A 15,418-nucleotide genomic window follows, 5' to 3' on the forward strand; every position below is an offset into this window, starting at 1 on the left:
GTCTAGACACTTCGTACGGGCAGCCTTTTCTGGAAGCCAGCGAGGTGCCCTGCGTGACGATCACGCTTCGGGAAGACATTCCCTCAGATTGGAAAGTTTTGGTGACCAAGCAGGCCACCGGTCTGACGGCTTTTGATTTACTCGGCCCAAACGGTGAAAAGATTTCTAGCTCAGTTCCAATCATCGGCGACTACATGGCATCCAATGCCGGAGTGGCGATTCTGATGGCGATTCAGGCCGGTCACGATTGGAAGAAGTTGGCAGAGGCTCTAAAAGACGGAATTGACGCTCCGATTGCCGGTCGCGGAGACAATGTTGCTCCCGAGGGAGCACCGAGTGTTTATGTGGATTTTGGGCACACGCCAGATTCAATCGAGATGACAATCAAGGCGGTAAAAAATATAACCACCGGGAAGCTAATTATCGTTGTTGGTCTTGACGGTGACCGCGACAAGATTAAGCGCCCAATGATCGGGGCCATTTGCGCCAGGCTCAGCGACGCGGTGATTGTCACCGACCACAACCCGAGGTTTGAAGATCCGGCGGTGATCCGTCAAATGATCTATGAAGGCGCAGTTGCAGAAAGACCAGATCACGACATCAGAAACCTTGAGGGACCTGAACGTGCAATTCGAATTGCAGTTTCGATGGTTTCAAAGGGGGACACCATTATCTGGTTTGGGCCCGGCCATCAAGAACACCGAGACATCATGGGAGTTCGAACCAAATACTCCGGACGTGAGCAAGCTCGCCAAGCTCTAGCGGAAGCGGGTTGGAAATGATTCGCGCTGCCGCCAGTGAACTTGAAAGCGTGCTTGGTGCAAAGCTCATCGGGGACGAAAGTGTTCAAGTCACGGGTTCGGTTGAAACTGATTCGAGGCTAGTTGGCGAGGGAAGCTTGTTCATCGCCAAACCCGGTGAGCAGGCCGACGGGCATGACTTTGTTTCCGATGCTAAACAAAAAGGTGCGGTGCTAGCGATTGTTCAAAGACCCGTCGATGTAGACATAACCCAGTTGGTTGTTAGTGACAGCGTTGAGGCTTTGGGGCTCCTGGCGGCCTGGCTGATTGAGAAGCTAAAATCCAAGGGCAAGCTAAAAGTTATTGGGATTACCGGTTCAAACGGCAAAACCACCACCAAGAATATGCTTCGCGGGATTCTTTCTAAGCTTGGAAACACAATCGCTCCGATTGAATCCTTCAACAACAAAGTTGGAGCGCCGATCTCTATTCTTAGGGCTGATTTGGCTACTGATTTTCTTGTGGTCGAAATGGGTGCCGAGGGGATTGGCTCGATTGCCTACCTTGCCAAAATGGCACGCCCCGACATCGGCGTCATCCTAAAAGTTGGCATGGCACACGCCGGTGAATTCGGCGGAATTGAAAATACCGCCCTCATCAAGGGGGAGTTGGCCGAAGCCATTGAAGAAGGTGGCCTACTCGTTCTAAATTCTGACGACGGTATGGTCTCTGAAATGAAAAACAGGACTAGAGCCAAAGTTCACTTTTTTGGCACTAATTCAGAAGCTGAGTTCTCTGCAACTGAAATTACCCTCACCAAAACCGGAACATCGTTCGATTTGAAATGGCCGGACGGCGAAGAAACAACTGTGGCGCTTCGGATATTGGGCGAGCACCACATCATGAACGCTTTGGCGGCGGCTACTGTAGCGAGCCTGCTGGGAGCTACCAAATCACAAATTATTGGAGCCCTCGAGGCGATGGAGCTGGCGGAGCGCTGGAGGATGCAGCGACTGGTCCGATCTGATGGGGTGACAATTATCAACGACGCCTACAACGCGAGCCCGGACTCAATGAAGGCGGCCCTTCAAACACTGGCACAACTTGGCAAGATGGGCTCGAAGACTGTAGCTGTTTTGGGAGAAATGGCCGAGCTCGGGGAGTATTCGATTCACGAGCACGACGCAATTGGGCGTCTGGTGGTTCGGTACAACATAGACCAACTGGTGGTGGTTGGCGCCGGTGCCAAGCTAATTCACATGGGCGCTTCGCAGGAGGGCTCCTGGGACGGCGAATCACAGTTTTTCCTCTCGATTGACGAGGCTTTGGACTATCTGCGTGGGATACTCGCAGATGGCGATACCGTCCTGGTGAAATCATCCAAGTCGGCTAACTTACGGTTTTTGGGAGACGACCTCATGGAGCAAAGTAAATGAGAGCGCTACTTCTCGCTGGGGCCGTTTCAATGGCATTCACCCTGACTCTGACTCCTATTTTCATTTGGCTGTTTAGAAAATGGAACTGGGGACAGTTCATTAGAGATGATGGACCAGAGTCACACCACACCAAAAGAGGAACACCGACCATGGGCGGTCTGGTTATCATTTTGGCCTCCGTAACCGGTTACTTTTCTGGAAAGTTCCTAAACAACGAGACTCCTACGGTGTCGGCGCTTTTGGTAATTCTGGCCATGGTAGGTCTTGGCTTAGTTGGGTTTGTGGATGACTTCATAAAAACCCAGCGCCAGAGATCTCTAGGGCTTGGGGGCTGGGCCAAAATTGCAGGTCAGGCGATAGTTGCCTTGGTATTTGCCAGTTTCGCTTTTGGCAATCCAAACTCTCGCGGCGTTACCCCTGCATCTACCCAAATTTCTATTGTTCGAGACACCGGATTTGATTTGATGATGTTTGGAACCGTCGCGGGTTCTGTTCTGGTTGTGCTTTGGATTTTCTTGCTTATCTCCGCTACCTCAAACGGTGTGAACATAGCAGACGGTCTTGACGGTCTAGCCATTGGAGCGAGCATCATGGCTATCGGTGCCTACGCGGTGATCGGTTTTTGGCAGTTCAACCAGCAATGTGGTCTCGCGGTTGAAAATCTAAGCCGATGCTACGAGGTTCGTGACCCGCTGGATCTCGCAGTTATTGCTGCGGCTATCACTGGAGCTGCAATTGGCTTTTTGTGGTGGAATACTTCCCCTGCACAGATCATCATGGGTGACACCGGAGCCATGGCCTTGGGTGGAGCACTTGCCGCACTGGCTATTTTGTCCCGGACTGAAATTCTGCTTGTCCTGATCGGTGGCCTTTTTGTCATTGTCACGGGTTCAGTTATTTTGCAGCGTGCGTATTTCAAGATCACCAAGGGTAAACGCATCTTCCTCATGAGTCCGCTGCACCATCACTTTGAACTAAAGGGGTGGGCCGAAATAACTGTTGTGGTTCGCTTCTGGATTATCGCCGGACTATCAGTGCTGGCTGGTATTGGTCTTTTCTATCTCGAGTGGATCTATGGCTAATAATGGAGCAGACCTCGCAAAGCTAACCAGCTGGAATTCTGACTGGTCAAAAATTAAGGTTGCCGTCGTTGGGCTTGGAAAAACTGGCTTCTCGGTGGCCGATACTTTGCATGAACTCGGCTCCAAACTTTTGGTACTGGCCGAATCTGCAGATCCAGAGATTTTGGACATTTTGGATGTCCTTGGTGTCGAGAGTGTTGTTGATGAAAGTGCCGATTTTTTGTCTGCGGCAATGACTTCCTTCGCCCCAGATATAGTGATTGTTTCTCCCGGTGTGATGCCATCAAGTTTGATTGTCGAGGTAGCAAATTCATCCGGAATCCCGATCTGGACAGATGTTGATCTGGCTTGGCGACTCAAAGATCGCTTTGGTGACGGTCAAGAGTGGATCTGCATAACCGGTACCAACGGAAAAACCACCACCACGGAGATTACCGAGGCAATGCTTCTGGCCGGAGGTGTCAGGGCAGTTGCGTGCGGCAACATTGGAAAACCGATTCTCGACTGCATCAGGGATCCGGCTGAGTACCAAGTTTTAGTTGTGGAGCTCTCCAGTTTCCAACTGCATTACCTAGATCAAATAGAACCATTTAGCTCCGCTGTCTTGAATGTGGCACACGATCACCTGGATTGGCACGGCAGTTTTGAAAACTATCGCGGTGCAAAAGGTCGGATGTATGAAAATACTAAAGTGGCCTGCGTTTATAACCTCGAGGATAAAACGACGGAAGACTTAGTTGAGGCAGCCGAAGTTCAAGAGGGGGCTCGTGCAATTGGGTTTGGTCTTTCGGCTCCGGCAAGAAGCAACGTCGGATATGTTGAAAATTTGTTGGTTGATCGGGCATTTTTAGAAGAGCGAGCTGATTCGGCTCTCGAGATTGCAAGCCTTGAAGATCTTGCCGGCTTCGGTGTTCTAACGCCTCACCTTCTGAGCAATATTGCGGCAGCAACCGCATTGGCAAGAAGCTATGGGGTGGCACCAGGTGATTGTCGAACGGCCCTTTCGGCCTTTAGTGTGTCTGCTCACCGGATTGAGTTGGTGACGGAAGTTTCTGGCGTTCGGTACATAAACGACTCAAAAGCGACCAATGCCCACGCCGCAAGCGCATCTTTACGATCCTTTGACAATGTGGTTTGGATTCTAGGTGGGCTCTTGAAGGGTGTGGATATTTCGCAGCTGATTGGCGAATTTGGGCCCACACTGCGTGGTGCCGTTGTTATTGGGCGCGACCGTGCTGAAATTAGGGAAGCGTTTTCGCTTTTGGCACCCAGTGTGCCAGTGGTTGAGATTCAGGAGGACGATCGGGTCATGCAAAGAGCTGTATCCGCCGCCTCTGGTTTGGCCCAAACCGGAGATGTGGTGTTGTTGGCTCCGGCAGCAGCTTCGATGGATCAGTTTTTGAATTATCAAGAGCGTGGAGAAATGTTTAGGGCTGCGGTTATCGCACTTGGAGCTGAGAAGTGATGGCGAGAAACACCTCCGCGAGTAAAGCTCGCACTTCAGTCAAGGCGCGCTCCAATCCCGTTCAGAAGCTGAAGGATTGGATTCAGGACAACTTCAAAGCCGAATCAATTTATTTCTATCGCTTGGCCGGACTCACCAGTTTCCTTGTGGTTTTTGGCCTAGTGATGGTCTTGTCCTCTTCCTCAATTGACTCCCTAGTGGCAAACCGAGACGCCTTTTATATTTTCTCCAGGCAGCTCATTTATGCACTCATTGGCCTTTCCCTCATGCTCTTTATTGCCAGCCTGTCCATTAATTTCATCAAGAGGCGCGTTGGCCTGGTGTTGATGATTGGCTTTGGACTGCAGCTGGCTGTTCCATTTATTGGAATCTCAGTTAACGGAAACACCAACTGGATTTCGATCGCCGGATTTACACTGCAGCCCTCGGAGTTTTTGAAGTTAGCACTGATTATGTACATGGGGTGGTTCATCTCAAATAGAGAATATGAAATGGATGACCCCAAGCGGCTGGTGCTACCACTCCTCGCAGTTGGGGGCGGAGCAATTTTCCTTGTGATGGCCGGTGGTGACTTGGGAACCGCAGTTATCTTTGCCTTCATTATTTTTGGGGTTCTAATCGTCTCGGGTGCTCCGCTAAAAATATTGAGTCAAGTGGCGCTTGTGGCAATTGCTTTGGCGGCGATTGCCGCCGCTACCAGCGCGTCACGAATGGCACGAATCACTGCTTGGCTAAACCCCGGAACCGCCTCTTCGGAAGCTTTCAATTGGCAGTACGAGCACGGCACTTGGGCGTTAGCCGCCGGTGGAATTTTTGGTGTGGGCCTCGGAAATTCAAAGATGAAGTGGTCTTGGATTCCTGAAGTGGAAAACGACTTTATTTTTGCAATCGTGGGTGAGGAACTAGGCCTAGTGGGAGCCCTCGTTGTGATTGGGCTCTTTGTACTTCTCTCAGCATCTCTAATTCGTGTGATGTTGCGCTCAACCGATACTTTTGCCCGAGTCGCAAGCTTGGGAGTCGCGGTTTGGATTATGAGTCAGGGAGCCGTAAACATTTCGGTTGTGCTCGGTCTGGTCCCCGTTCTCGGTGTTCCACTCCCGCTTATTTCAGCCGGAGGGTCTTCACTTATTGCAACCCTTGCTGGAATCGGACTGGTGCTCGCATTTGAAAAGAACAATCACCGGCAGGGCTCTAGGGGAGCAGCGCGTTGACAAACTACCTCTTGACCGGCGGTGGGACCGCAGGTCATGTGAACCCGCTGCTCACTGTCGCGCGAGCCCTGGCCACTCGGAATCCCTCTGACAACATCTGGGTTCTTGGCACCAAGGCTGGTTTGGAGTCGAGGCTAGTTCCCGAGGCGGGACTTGAGCTTCTGTTCATCGAAAAGCTACCGTTTCCGAGAAGACCCGATTTTTACGCAATCGTGTTTCCGTTTAGATTTTTGTTCGCGGTTTCTAGAGTCCGCAAGTACATCAGGGCTCACTCAATTACTGCCGTGATCGGATTTGGGGGGTACGTCAGCGCGCCGGCATATCTCGCCTCGCGTATGGAAAAAGTTCCACTGATTATTCACGAGGCCAACGCGCTACCTGGGATTGCAAATAAATTTGGGAATCGGTTTGCCAGCGCGGCGGGTAAGGCATTTCGTTCTGCCCAGCTAAAGCACACCGAGTTTGTTGGGATGCCGATCCGTAAAGAAATTGTCGCGCTGGCCGAGAAGAAGGATTTTGCTGGCGCGAGAAAGCATTTTGGACTAAAGAGTGATCAATTAACCCTGTTGGTTACCGGCGGGTCTTTGGGGGCAAAAAGCATCAATCAAACCATCGATAGCGCCAGACCGCTGCTCGTTGCGGCGGGAATCCAGGTTTTACACATTGTTGGTGGATCAAGCGAACTGGATGAAGTCTCCGAGCCGGAGTATCGAAGGATCAGATACCTGGACCAAATGGAGCTTGCAATTGCGGCGGCTGATTTCGCCATATGCAGAGCCGGAGCCGCAACGGTTTCTGAGTTTTCAGCCGTTGGCCTGCCGGCTCTCTATGTGCCTTATCCGGTTGGAAACGGCGAGCAAAATTGGAACCTAGCCGACGTGGTTTCAGCCGGAGGGGGAATTAGTGTTTTGGATTCGGATTTCACTTTGGAGTACGTGAGGTCAACGCTTATTCCAATGCTCTCCGATACCAAGAAGCTGGCCGAGATGGCTGCTAATGCAGCTGAGGCTGGGGTGTTGGATGGGACGGAACGCTTCATTACTTTGATAGACGAGGTACTCTCAAGGAAATGATTAAGCCTGATTTCTCGCAAGCCGTTCCCGAAAACCTCGGCGTGGTTCATTTCATTGGTATTGGCGGCTCCGGCATGAGCGGTATCGCTCGAATCCTCATTGGAATGGGGCACAAAGTCACGGGAAGCGACCTTCGAGACACCGACAACGTAAAGGCGCTTCGAGCACTAGGCGCCTCAATTTCTATCGGTCACGATAAGTCTCACCTAGGAGATCCAGACACCGTAGTTGTCACAAGCGCGCTATGGCCGACCAATCCCGAGTACCTGCTTGCAAAAGAAAAGAACATCCCCGTTATTCACCGCTCTCAGGCGTTGGCGTCTTTGGCTTCTCAAAAGAGACTTATAGCAGTGGCCGGAGCTCACGGCAAGACAACTTCAACGGGGATGTTGATTACCGCCCTACTAGAACTTGGGCAGGACCCTAGCTTTGTAAACGGCGGCGTAATCAATTCAATTGGTGCCAGTTCTAATTCAGGCTCGGGAGAGCTTTTTGTGATTGAGGCCGATGAATCCGATGGCTCTTTCCTGCACTACGACACTTCAATTAGCTTGATTACCAACGTCGATCCGGATCACCTAGATCACTACGGAAGTATCAAAGCCTTCCACAGTGTCTTTGGTGATTTTGCAAATAAATCCAAAGAGTTCGTAGTCATTAGTTCTGATGATGAAGGCTCCAAGGAGGTCTCAAAACTTATCACCAGGCCGATGATCAGCTTTGGTGAAGCCTTGAGCGCAGATGTTCGGGTTCAAAACATTGTTGAAAATGCAAGGGTTTCGTTCGAGTTGGTTTACCAGGGTGAGACCTTAGGCGCGACACTGGTTTTAGCCGGTAGACACAATGCCTTAAATGCCGCTGGTGCCGTTGCGACTTTAGTTGGACTCGGTTTTGATTTTCAAAAGGCTGTGCAATCGGTTGAAAAGTTTCAGGGGACCGAACGCCGTTTTCAACTCCATGGCACAGAGCGGGGCGTCTGTGTCTACGACGACTTCGCTCATCATCCAACCGAAGTAGCGGCTGCCCTAAACGGTGCTCGCGCAGTGGTTGGTTCCGGCAAAATAATTACGGTGTTTCAGCCCCACCTTTACTCTCGAACCAGATTATTTGCCAAGGAATTCGCCGAGGTATTAGCAGCCAGTGACGAGGTGGTGTTGCTGGATATTTACGCAGCGCGTGAAGATCCCGAGCCCGGGGTAACGGGTGAGTTAATCTATGAGAAATTCGCCGACAAGGCGCGAATTCACTACGTCCCAAATTGGTCGGATGCGCCCGCGGTGGCAGCTTCGCTTGCTCAAGAGGGTGACTTCGTTATGACGATGGGATGCGGGGATGTCTACCGCATGGCCCCAGAGCTACTAGAGGCTCTTCAAGCCAAGTAAAAGATGAAGCGACCACTTTCCAAGAAACTGCCCAACGAAAAGCGTCAGCGGCAGCAGCTAAACACTCTGGCCAAGGCACCCAAGCGAATCACCCAGCGAGAGTTGGAGAACTCATTGGTTGGTCGCATGATTTCAACTCGTCGGGTTAGAAGGATTGTTGCATCCGTAAGTATCGGATCGCTGGTCGCTTTGATGGGTGTAGTTGCGGTTGCATCCTTTTCGCCGCTTCTCGCAGTAAAGGAAATTATTGTTTCCGGTACCGAAAGAATAAACGCGGAGCAAATCTCTAACGCTCTTAAGTCTCACATCGGCACTCCACTTCCTCTGCTGCGTGAGCAAGAGGTTGCTGAATCACTCGCTGATTTTGATTTGATTGAGAGTTTTTCTGCAACGGCCGTTCCACCCAACGGCCTCAGTATTCGGATCTCGGAGCGCCAGCCTATTTGCATCATCACCTCTGGCGGTGCTCGTTGGCTCTACGATCCAGCTGGTGTTCGAATCGGCAAATCCTCAGGGGATGATATGTTGCCTGAAATAGTAATCAGCGAGAACCCGCTAAATTCTCAGCGTTTTAGAAACTCCATCGAAGTGCTGATGGCGCTTCCGGAGGACCTATTGGACCAGGTTGAATTCATTGAAGCCAGGAGCAAGGATGATGTTCAGATGAGTCTTCGGTCCGTCACCAACCAAAGAATCATCTGGGGAGATAGTTCTGATTCGGTTCTGAAATCTAAGGTGCTTCAAGCACTAATGAAGAATCATGAGAAGGACAGCTCGGTGACCTTCGATGTTTCTTCCCCCAACGCCCCAGTTGTTCGGTTCGATAATTTTTAGACACGCCCGCCCATGTTGCGCCATAAATGGGCCTTCTGGGCCTATTTTTTTGGCGCGGAGAACAAACCGTCGAAGAGCTTAAGGCTAAAGCTGAGCTTGAGGGTTTGTCATTCGCACCAACCGTGGAAAATCACGGTCACTGATTTGAAGGAGCATTATGGGGCTAAACCAGAACTACCTGGCCGTTATAAAGGTCGTTGGAGTTGGTGGCGGTGGCGTAAACGCACTGAATCGCATGATCGAGTCTGGATTGCGAGGAGTCGAGTTCGTTGCGATTAACACTGATGCTCAGGCACTTCTAATGAGCGAAGCTCACGTCAAACTAGACATCGGGAGGGACCTAACCCGCGGTCTTGGCGCCGGAGCGGATCCTGAAATTGGTAAGCGTGCCGCCGAGGACCATGAAGAGGAAATGGAAGCTGCGCTTCGCGGCGCCGACATGGTTTTTGTAACCGCGGGCGAGGGTGGAGGAACCGGAACCGGTGCCGCCCCAATTGTTGCTCGTGTGGCAAAGCGCGTTGGCGCTCTAACGGTTGGAGTGGTGACAAAGCCGTTTGGTTTTGAAGGTAAGCGAAGAATGCAACAGGCAGAGCGTGGAATTGAAGCGCTTCGAACCGAGGTTGACACCTTGATTGTGGTTCCAAACCAGAGATTGCTTGAAATCGCAAACAAGACCGTGTCAGTTGTGGAAGCCTTCAACACCGCAGACGACGTACTTCGGGCCGGTGTGCAGGGCATCACCGACCTGATCACAACACCTGGGCTAATTAACTTGGACTTCGCTGACGTCAAGTCAGTAATGCAGGGTGCCGGTTCGGCCTTGATGGGTATCGGTACCGCTAAGGGTGAAGACCGCGCAGTTAGAGCCGCCGAGATGGCAGTCTCGTCCCCTCTACTTGAGGCAAGCATTGAGGGAGCTCACGGAGTTCTGCTTTTGGTTCAGGGAGCTTCTGATCTTGGACTACACGAAATTGATGAGGCAGCCAGGTTGGTTCAGGAAGCCGTGAGCCCAGAAGCGAACATTATTTACGGAACCACAATCGACGACACTCTCGGGGACGAAGTTCGCATCACCGTTATCTCTGCCGGATTCGACGGGGGCCTTCCAAAAATTAGAAAGGCACCGAGAACAGTTTTCGCAGAAGTTTCGGAAGCTAAGCCAATGACTGCTCCAATTGTTGAACCCGAAGTTTCTTCCGTTTCGTTTTTTGACACACCTGCTATTGAAGTTGAGCCTGAGCCGGTACCGGCTCAGAGCTTTGCTTTGGACTACGCGCCAGAAGTCGAGATTGAGATTGATGATTCGCCAAATCTTCCGAGCAGACCGCAGACTGCAGACGGCACATTTGGCGACGATCTAGACATTCCAGAATTTCTCAGAGGTTAATTGAGCGATTTGCGCACCCGCTACCAGGCGATCATGGAACGCGTGGAGGGCGCCGCTAAGGCAAGTTCACGAAACCTTGAGGACATTACCCTGGTGGTCGTCACCAAGAATCACCCTCACCAGCTTGTGTTGGATCTTTTGGACTTGGGCGCCCGGGACTTTGGCGAAAACAGGGATCAGGATGCAGCTCCCAAAGCCAAACTAATTGCCGAAGAAGCTTCGCAAGATTACAACTGGCACTTCATTGGCCAACTTCAGACCAATAAGGTCAAGTCGGTTCTGGAATACGCAGGTTTCTTGCACTCCCTTGATAGGCCGTCGCTTTTAGATGAGCTCCAAAAAAGAACCCGCGAGAGACAGCACCCGCTCAAGGTCTTTATTCAGGTGAACATGACCGAAGATGAAGCTCGCGGAGGAATTGCGCCAAAAGATCTCGGTTCATTTGCTGAACGCGTTTTAGAAAGCCCGGGACTTGAGCTAGTTGGCCTGATGGGGGTTGGTGGTCTCGAGGTTGCCCCTGAGGCCGAGTTTGAGAGACTGGCGACCCTGTCCCAGGACATTCAGCGACTGGCTCCAGAGGCCAGCCGGCTGTCTATGGGCATGTCTGGAGACTTTGAGGCAGCCATTACCTATGGCGCGACACACTTACGAATTGGCACGGCAATAACAGGGAATCGGCCCAACTAGCCATATTCTTGTTTTAGCTAAACCCCAGGAGGAACTTATGGCCGGAATACTAAAGCGCAGCATGGAATTTCTCGGATTCGCAGAGGAGTCCAACGAGTTGCCTACACGTCAGGAGCCAGTGACGCCCGCTGCTCGCCCCGCTCGCGTCATAAGCCCTCGCCCGAGAAGAGGCTCTAACGACGTGGCAGAGATTTTCACAATCGAACCAAAGGCCTACGAAGAGGCACCTCTGGTTGCCGCTCACTACCGTGTCGGTATCCCCGTGATCGTGAACATGGGGGAGATGAGCGAGGTAGATTCTCGTCGCATGCTTGATTTCATGCTTGGCCTAAAAGAAGGACTTGAGGGGCACATGCGTCGCGTCACTCCAAAGGTGTTTTTGCTGACCCCTACTCACGTTGCCGTGAACGAAGAGCAGGCGGCCCAGGACACCAGTGAAGTTGACGACCTACTAGTTCGCCCGTAAGTTCTTCATATGAGCCCGATTGCACTTATCGCATACTGGGCGCTTCAGATTTACTTCTATGCGCTGATTGGTCGATTGATTCTGGATCTCCTGATGTCTGTCAACCCATCCTTTCGGCCCAAGGGTCTCTTGCTTCCGGTAGCTGAGGTTATCTTCACCCTCACAGACCCACCCCTGAAGTTTCTTCGGCAGTTCATAAAGCCGGTTCAATTGGGTGGTATTTCTCTAGATTTTGCCTGGACCGTATTGGTTCTAGCCGTAGTGTTTGCAAGAGGCCTCGTTCAGGGGCTCTAATGGCGACGTTTTACCTAATGCGTTAGGCTTGTTCGAGCAAAGGCCCAGTCAGCCGATCTAAAGAGGAAAGACAGTAATGCCACTAACTCCAGAAGATGTAGTCAACAAGAGATTTCAGCCAACCAAATTCCGTGAAGGCTACGACCAGGATGAGGTAGATGATTTTCTAGACGAAATTGTCATCGAGCTTCGGAGGCTGTACCAGGAGAACGAGGATCTACGAAGAAGACTTCTAGCAGCAGATGGCCGAATTGCTGAACTTCAAAGAAGTGGAGCGGAGCTTCCTGCTCAGCTCGCGCAGGCTCCCTCTGTACCAACTCCTCCGATGGCATTCCCAGAGGCAGTTTCAGATCCTTCCACTTTAGATTCTTCCAACACCAACAACTTGCTTCAGCTCGCTAGAAAGCTTCACGACGAGCATGTTCGCGAGGGTATGGTCAAGCGCGATGAGTTAATCGCCGAGGGTCACGCTACAGCGGCCAGGCTGGTGCGCGAGGCAGAGGCTCAGCAGAGAGCCGACATGAACCGTCTCGAGCAGGAGAAGGCAGTAATCGAGCACCGCATTCAGGAGCTTCGTACCTTCGAGCGTGAGTACCGCACGAGATTAAAGTCCTATATTGAGTCTCAGCTTTCTGAGCTTGACTCCGCGGGTGTCGCCCCACAGCAGCAGGCACCTGGAAACACACCCGGCATCAGCGGGTAGTGCTGGCTCTTGGTCAAGAAAAAAGCAGCCGCTAAGAGTTGGCTGTATCTGGCCATTGCTCTGGGTCTAATCTTCGTCGATCAGTTCACCAAAAATCTTGCAATTGCCTCTTTAGAACTCGGCGTGAACTATGAGGTAATCGGGGAGATTCTTACCTGGCGCTTGGTATATAACGACTCGGCTGCTTTCTCACTTGGCTTCGGCTATACCTGGATACTGGCGGTAATTTCTGCCGTTGCCACGCTTGCGACGATATGGTTTGCCAGAAGAATAACCTCGGTGTCTTGGCAAATAATGACCGGTATTTTCTTGGGAGGAGTGGTTGGTAATCTAATCGATCGATTGATTCGCGAGCCAAGTTTAGGAAACGGTCACGTGGTTGACTTCATTCGTATTCCGTTCAACTTTCCTGTGTTCAACCTCGCCGATGTCTTTATTGTTTCCATGGCGATTCTGACCGTGATCCGGGTTTACCGAGGGGAATATCTCGGCGGAGTCGAACCCAGGCAAAAATGAGCGAGAGTTTCGAAATAGATTCCTCGCTGGCAGGCGAGCGAGTTGACACCGCAATTTCAAGGCTGATTGGCATTTCCCGTTCGGCTGCGGCTGAGGTATGTGAGTCGGGTGGGGCAAGGGTTGGCAAGAAACTGCTTGGGAAATCCGATCGCTTAAGTCAAGGTGACACTCTGGTGATTGACCCACCAAAGCCTCAAGAACCTCTCAAGGTGGTTGAAACACCGGTTGCTGAGCTTTCGATTATTTATCAAGACGAGGACCTAATCGTCGTAGATAAGCCTGCCGGGGTGGTTGCCCACCCAACTGTTGGTTTTGATGGACCAACTGTCGCCGGAGCTTTGCTTGCCCGGGGTATTTCACTGTCCACCTCTGGAGCCCAGGAGCGCCAGGGAATTGTCCAACGACTGGACATTGGAACAAGTGGTTTGATGATGCTCGCAAAGTCCGAGATTGCATATTCAAGGCTCAAACAGGCTTTTCGCGACAGAGCAGTCCACAAGGTTTATCACGCCATGATTCAAGGTCACCCAGATCCCTCCGAGGGAACTTTTGATGCTCCAATCGGTAGGCACCAAAAGGCGGAGTTCAAGTTCGCGGTTATGGACAGTGGTAAACCATCGGTCACGCACTACAAATCCCTCGAGCTGTTTGCAGCTGTTTCGCTCGTAGAGGTTATCTTGGAGACCGGTCGGACCCATCAAATCCGGGTTCACTTTTCCGCATTTAGGCACCCCTTGCTTGGCGACACGATGTACGGGGCAGATCCGACTCTTGCCAAAAAGCTTTCAATTGACAGGCAGTGGCTGCACGCCAAGGAGCTTGGTTTCTCACATCCCATCACGGGTGAGCAAATGCATTTTGTGTCCGAGTACCCGAGGGACTTGGCCGAGGTGCTTGTTAAGCTTCGGGCCTAGGAAGCCTTAGGCTAAAAATCCAAACCACCTAGTTCAAGATTTAGAAGGCCAGATTGTCAGCAAAAGATTCTTTTGTGCACCTCCATGTGCATAGCGAATACTCGATGCTCGACGGTGCGGCAAGGGTCAAGCCACTCATCGAGGAGGCTGCCCGCATGGAAATGCCGGCAATTGCGATTACTGATCACGGTAACAGTTTCGGGGCCTACGAGTTCTATCAGACGGCAAAGGCTAGTGGCGTAAAGCCAATAATTGGAATTGAGGCCTACCTAGCTCCGGGAACCAAAAGAACCGAGCGCACCAGGGTTCAGTGGGGAAGTGGTGGCGAAGATGACGTTTCCGGAGGTGGAGCATTCACGCATCTCACGATGTTTGCGGAAACCACTGAAGGCATGTACAACCTTTTTAAGATGTCTTCCAAGGCCTGGTTGGACGGTTTCTACTTCAAGCCAAGGATGGACCGTGAACTTTTAGAGGAGTATGGCAAGGGCATCATCGCAACAACCGGTTGCGCATCGGGTGAGGTGCAAACCCTCATCAGGTTGGGCCAGTACGACAAAGCTTTAGAAGCAGCCGCTTATTACCGAGACGTGTTTGGTAAAGACAACTATTTTGTTGAAATTATGGACCACGGGATTGACATAGAGCGCCGGGCGATGCCGGAGCTTTTGAGGCTGGCTAAGGATTTATCTTTGCCACTGGTTGCAACTAATGACCTTCACTACACCCACGCCTCCGATGCCACTAGTCACGAGGCCCTGCTTTGTGTGCAGTCAGGGACTAACCTGCTGGATCCGAATCGCTTCAAGTTTGATGGCCGAGAGTTTTACCTAAAATCGGCCGAACAGATGCGTGAGCTTTTTAGAGACCACCCGGAAGCTTGTGACAACACTCTGCTTATCGCCGAGCGCTGCAATGTTGAATTCAAAAAGCGCGACCTAATGCCCAAGTTCCCGCTGCCCGAAGGGGAAACCGAGGCCAGTTGGTTTGCTAAAGAGGTTGAACGAGGCATGAAGCGAAGGTACGGAGAGCAAGTTCCGGAGCGGCAGGCCAAGCAAGCGGAATATGAAGTAAACGTCATCGCGCAGATGGGCTTTCCCGGCTACTTCCTGGTGGTATCGGACTTCATAGCTTGGGCAAGGGCTCAGGGTATTCGGGTTGGCCCAGGCCGAGGGTCGGCTGCTGGATCAATTGTTGCTTACGCCATGGGAATTACTGAGCTAGATCC

General features: G+C 51.7%; 16 protein-coding genes. All 16 read left to right on the forward strand.

What is annotated here, in order from left to right:
- On the forward strand, positions 1-782 hold a 782-nt coding region (locus tag WAO31_RS05820), incomplete at its 5' end, for a glutamate ligase domain-containing protein (protein WP_509591361.1).
- Entirely contained in the window at positions 779-2,176 is a 1,398-nt protein-coding gene (locus WAO31_RS05825; RefSeq protein WP_509591363.1) for a UDP-N-acetylmuramoyl-tripeptide--D-alanyl-D-alanine ligase, read from the forward strand. The genes WAO31_RS05820 and WAO31_RS05825, both read left to right, overlap by 4 nt.
- Complete coding sequence (mraY, locus tag WAO31_RS05830; RefSeq protein ID WP_509591366.1) at positions 2,173-3,258, forward strand: phospho-N-acetylmuramoyl-pentapeptide-transferase; 1,086 nt, start codon at positions 2,173-2,175, stop codon at positions 3,256-3,258. The genes WAO31_RS05825 and mraY overlap by 4 nt, the downstream gene beginning before the upstream one ends.
- The gene (gene murD, locus WAO31_RS05835) at positions 3,251-4,723 is read left to right on the forward strand and encodes a UDP-N-acetylmuramoyl-L-alanine--D-glutamate ligase (RefSeq protein ID WP_509591368.1); all 1,473 of its coding nucleotides are present in this window, start codon (positions 3,251-3,253) and stop codon (positions 4,721-4,723) included. The genes mraY and murD overlap by 8 nt, the downstream gene beginning before the upstream one ends.
- The gene (gene ftsW, locus WAO31_RS05840) at positions 4,723-5,934 is read left to right on the forward strand and encodes a putative lipid II flippase FtsW (protein ID WP_509591370.1); all 1,212 of its coding nucleotides are present in this window, start codon (positions 4,723-4,725) and stop codon (positions 5,932-5,934) included. The genes murD and ftsW overlap by 1 nt, the downstream gene beginning before the upstream one ends.
- Positions 5,931-7,007, forward strand: coding sequence for a UDP-N-acetylglucosamine--N-acetylmuramyl-(pentapeptide) pyrophosphoryl-undecaprenol N-acetylglucosamine transferase (locus WAO31_RS05845; protein ID WP_509591373.1), 1,077 nt, complete (start codon positions 5,931-5,933; stop codon positions 7,005-7,007). The genes ftsW and WAO31_RS05845 overlap by 4 nt, the downstream gene beginning before the upstream one ends.
- Complete coding sequence (gene murC, locus WAO31_RS05850; RefSeq protein WP_509591375.1) at positions 7,004-8,389, forward strand: UDP-N-acetylmuramate--L-alanine ligase; 1,386 nt, start codon at positions 7,004-7,006, stop codon at positions 8,387-8,389. The genes WAO31_RS05845 and murC overlap by 4 nt, the downstream gene beginning before the upstream one ends.
- A gap of 3 nt (positions 8,390-8,392) precedes the next feature.
- Complete coding sequence (locus WAO31_RS05855) at positions 8,393-9,223, forward strand: FtsQ-type POTRA domain-containing protein (protein ID WP_509591377.1); 831 nt, start codon at positions 8,393-8,395, stop codon at positions 9,221-9,223.
- Between the two features lie 157 nt (positions 9,224-9,380).
- Entirely contained in the window at positions 9,381-10,610 is a 1,230-nt protein-coding gene (gene ftsZ, locus WAO31_RS05860) for a cell division protein FtsZ (RefSeq protein WP_509591380.1), read from the forward strand.
- Entirely contained in the window at positions 10,611-11,297 is a 687-nt protein-coding gene (locus WAO31_RS05865) for a YggS family pyridoxal phosphate-dependent enzyme (protein ID WP_509591382.1), read from the forward strand. It abuts the gene before it with no gap.
- 37 nt (positions 11,298-11,334) lie between these two features.
- On the forward strand, positions 11,335-11,763 hold the full coding sequence (locus tag WAO31_RS05870) for a cell division protein SepF (protein WP_509591384.1): 429 nt from the start codon (positions 11,335-11,337) through the stop codon (positions 11,761-11,763).
- A 9-nt stretch (positions 11,764-11,772) separates the two neighbouring features.
- The gene (locus WAO31_RS05875) at positions 11,773-12,057 is read left to right on the forward strand and encodes a YggT family protein (protein ID WP_509591386.1); all 285 of its coding nucleotides are present in this window, start codon (positions 11,773-11,775) and stop codon (positions 12,055-12,057) included.
- A gap of 76 nt (positions 12,058-12,133) precedes the next feature.
- Entirely contained in the window at positions 12,134-12,760 is a 627-nt protein-coding gene (locus WAO31_RS05880) for a DivIVA domain-containing protein (protein WP_509591388.1), read from the forward strand.
- Positions 12,761-12,769: 9 nt separating this feature from the next.
- Positions 12,770-13,276 carry a signal peptidase II gene (locus tag WAO31_RS05885; RefSeq protein ID WP_509591390.1) on the forward strand — a complete coding sequence of 169 codons (507 nt, stop codon included), beginning with the start codon at positions 12,770-12,772 and terminating at the stop codon, positions 13,274-13,276.
- Entirely contained in the window at positions 13,273-14,190 is a 918-nt protein-coding gene (locus WAO31_RS05890) for an RluA family pseudouridine synthase (RefSeq protein WP_509591392.1), read from the forward strand. The genes WAO31_RS05885 and WAO31_RS05890 overlap by 4 nt, the downstream gene beginning before the upstream one ends.
- Positions 14,191-14,243: 53 nt before the next feature.
- Positions 14,244-15,418, forward strand: a 1,175-nt coding sequence (dnaE, locus tag WAO31_RS05895; protein WP_509591394.1) for a DNA polymerase III subunit alpha, incomplete at its 3' end; no start/stop codon positions are given.

This window comes from Rhodoluna sp., assembly GCF_049276775.1.
In the GTDB taxonomy this organism is placed as follows: Bacteria; Actinomycetota; Actinomycetes; order Actinomycetales; family Microbacteriaceae; genus Rhodoluna.

Bases quoted from the DNA above. Each gene is read 5' to 3' on its own strand.
- WAO31_RS05825 (WP_509591363.1), top strand. From the start codon at position 779: ATGATTCGCGCTGCCGCCAGTGAACTTGAAAGCGTGCTTGGTGCAAAG.
- mraY (WP_509591366.1), top strand. From the start codon at position 2,173: ATGAGAGCGCTACTTCTCGCTGGGGCCGTTTCAATGGCATTCACCCTG.
- murD (WP_509591368.1), top strand. From the start codon at position 3,251: ATGGCTAATAATGGAGCAGACCTCGCAAAGCTAACCAGCTGGAATTCT.
- ftsW (WP_509591370.1), top strand. From the start codon at position 4,723: ATGGCGAGAAACACCTCCGCGAGTAAAGCTCGCACTTCAGTCAAGGCG.
- murC (WP_509591375.1), top strand. From the start codon at position 7,004: ATGATTAAGCCTGATTTCTCGCAAGCCGTTCCCGAAAACCTCGGCGTG.
- WAO31_RS05855 (WP_509591377.1), top strand. From the start codon at position 8,393: ATGAAGCGACCACTTTCCAAGAAACTGCCCAACGAAAAGCGTCAGCGG.
- ftsZ (WP_509591380.1), top strand. From the start codon at position 9,381: ATGGGGCTAAACCAGAACTACCTGGCCGTTATAAAGGTCGTTGGAGTT.
- WAO31_RS05870 (WP_509591384.1), top strand. From the start codon at position 11,335: ATGGCCGGAATACTAAAGCGCAGCATGGAATTTCTCGGATTCGCAGAG.
- WAO31_RS05875 (WP_509591386.1), top strand. From the start codon at position 11,773: ATGAGCCCGATTGCACTTATCGCATACTGGGCGCTTCAGATTTACTTC.
- WAO31_RS05880 (WP_509591388.1), top strand. From the start codon at position 12,134: ATGCCACTAACTCCAGAAGATGTAGTCAACAAGAGATTTCAGCCAACC.
- WAO31_RS05890 (WP_509591392.1), top strand. From the start codon at position 13,273: ATGAGCGAGAGTTTCGAAATAGATTCCTCGCTGGCAGGCGAGCGAGTT.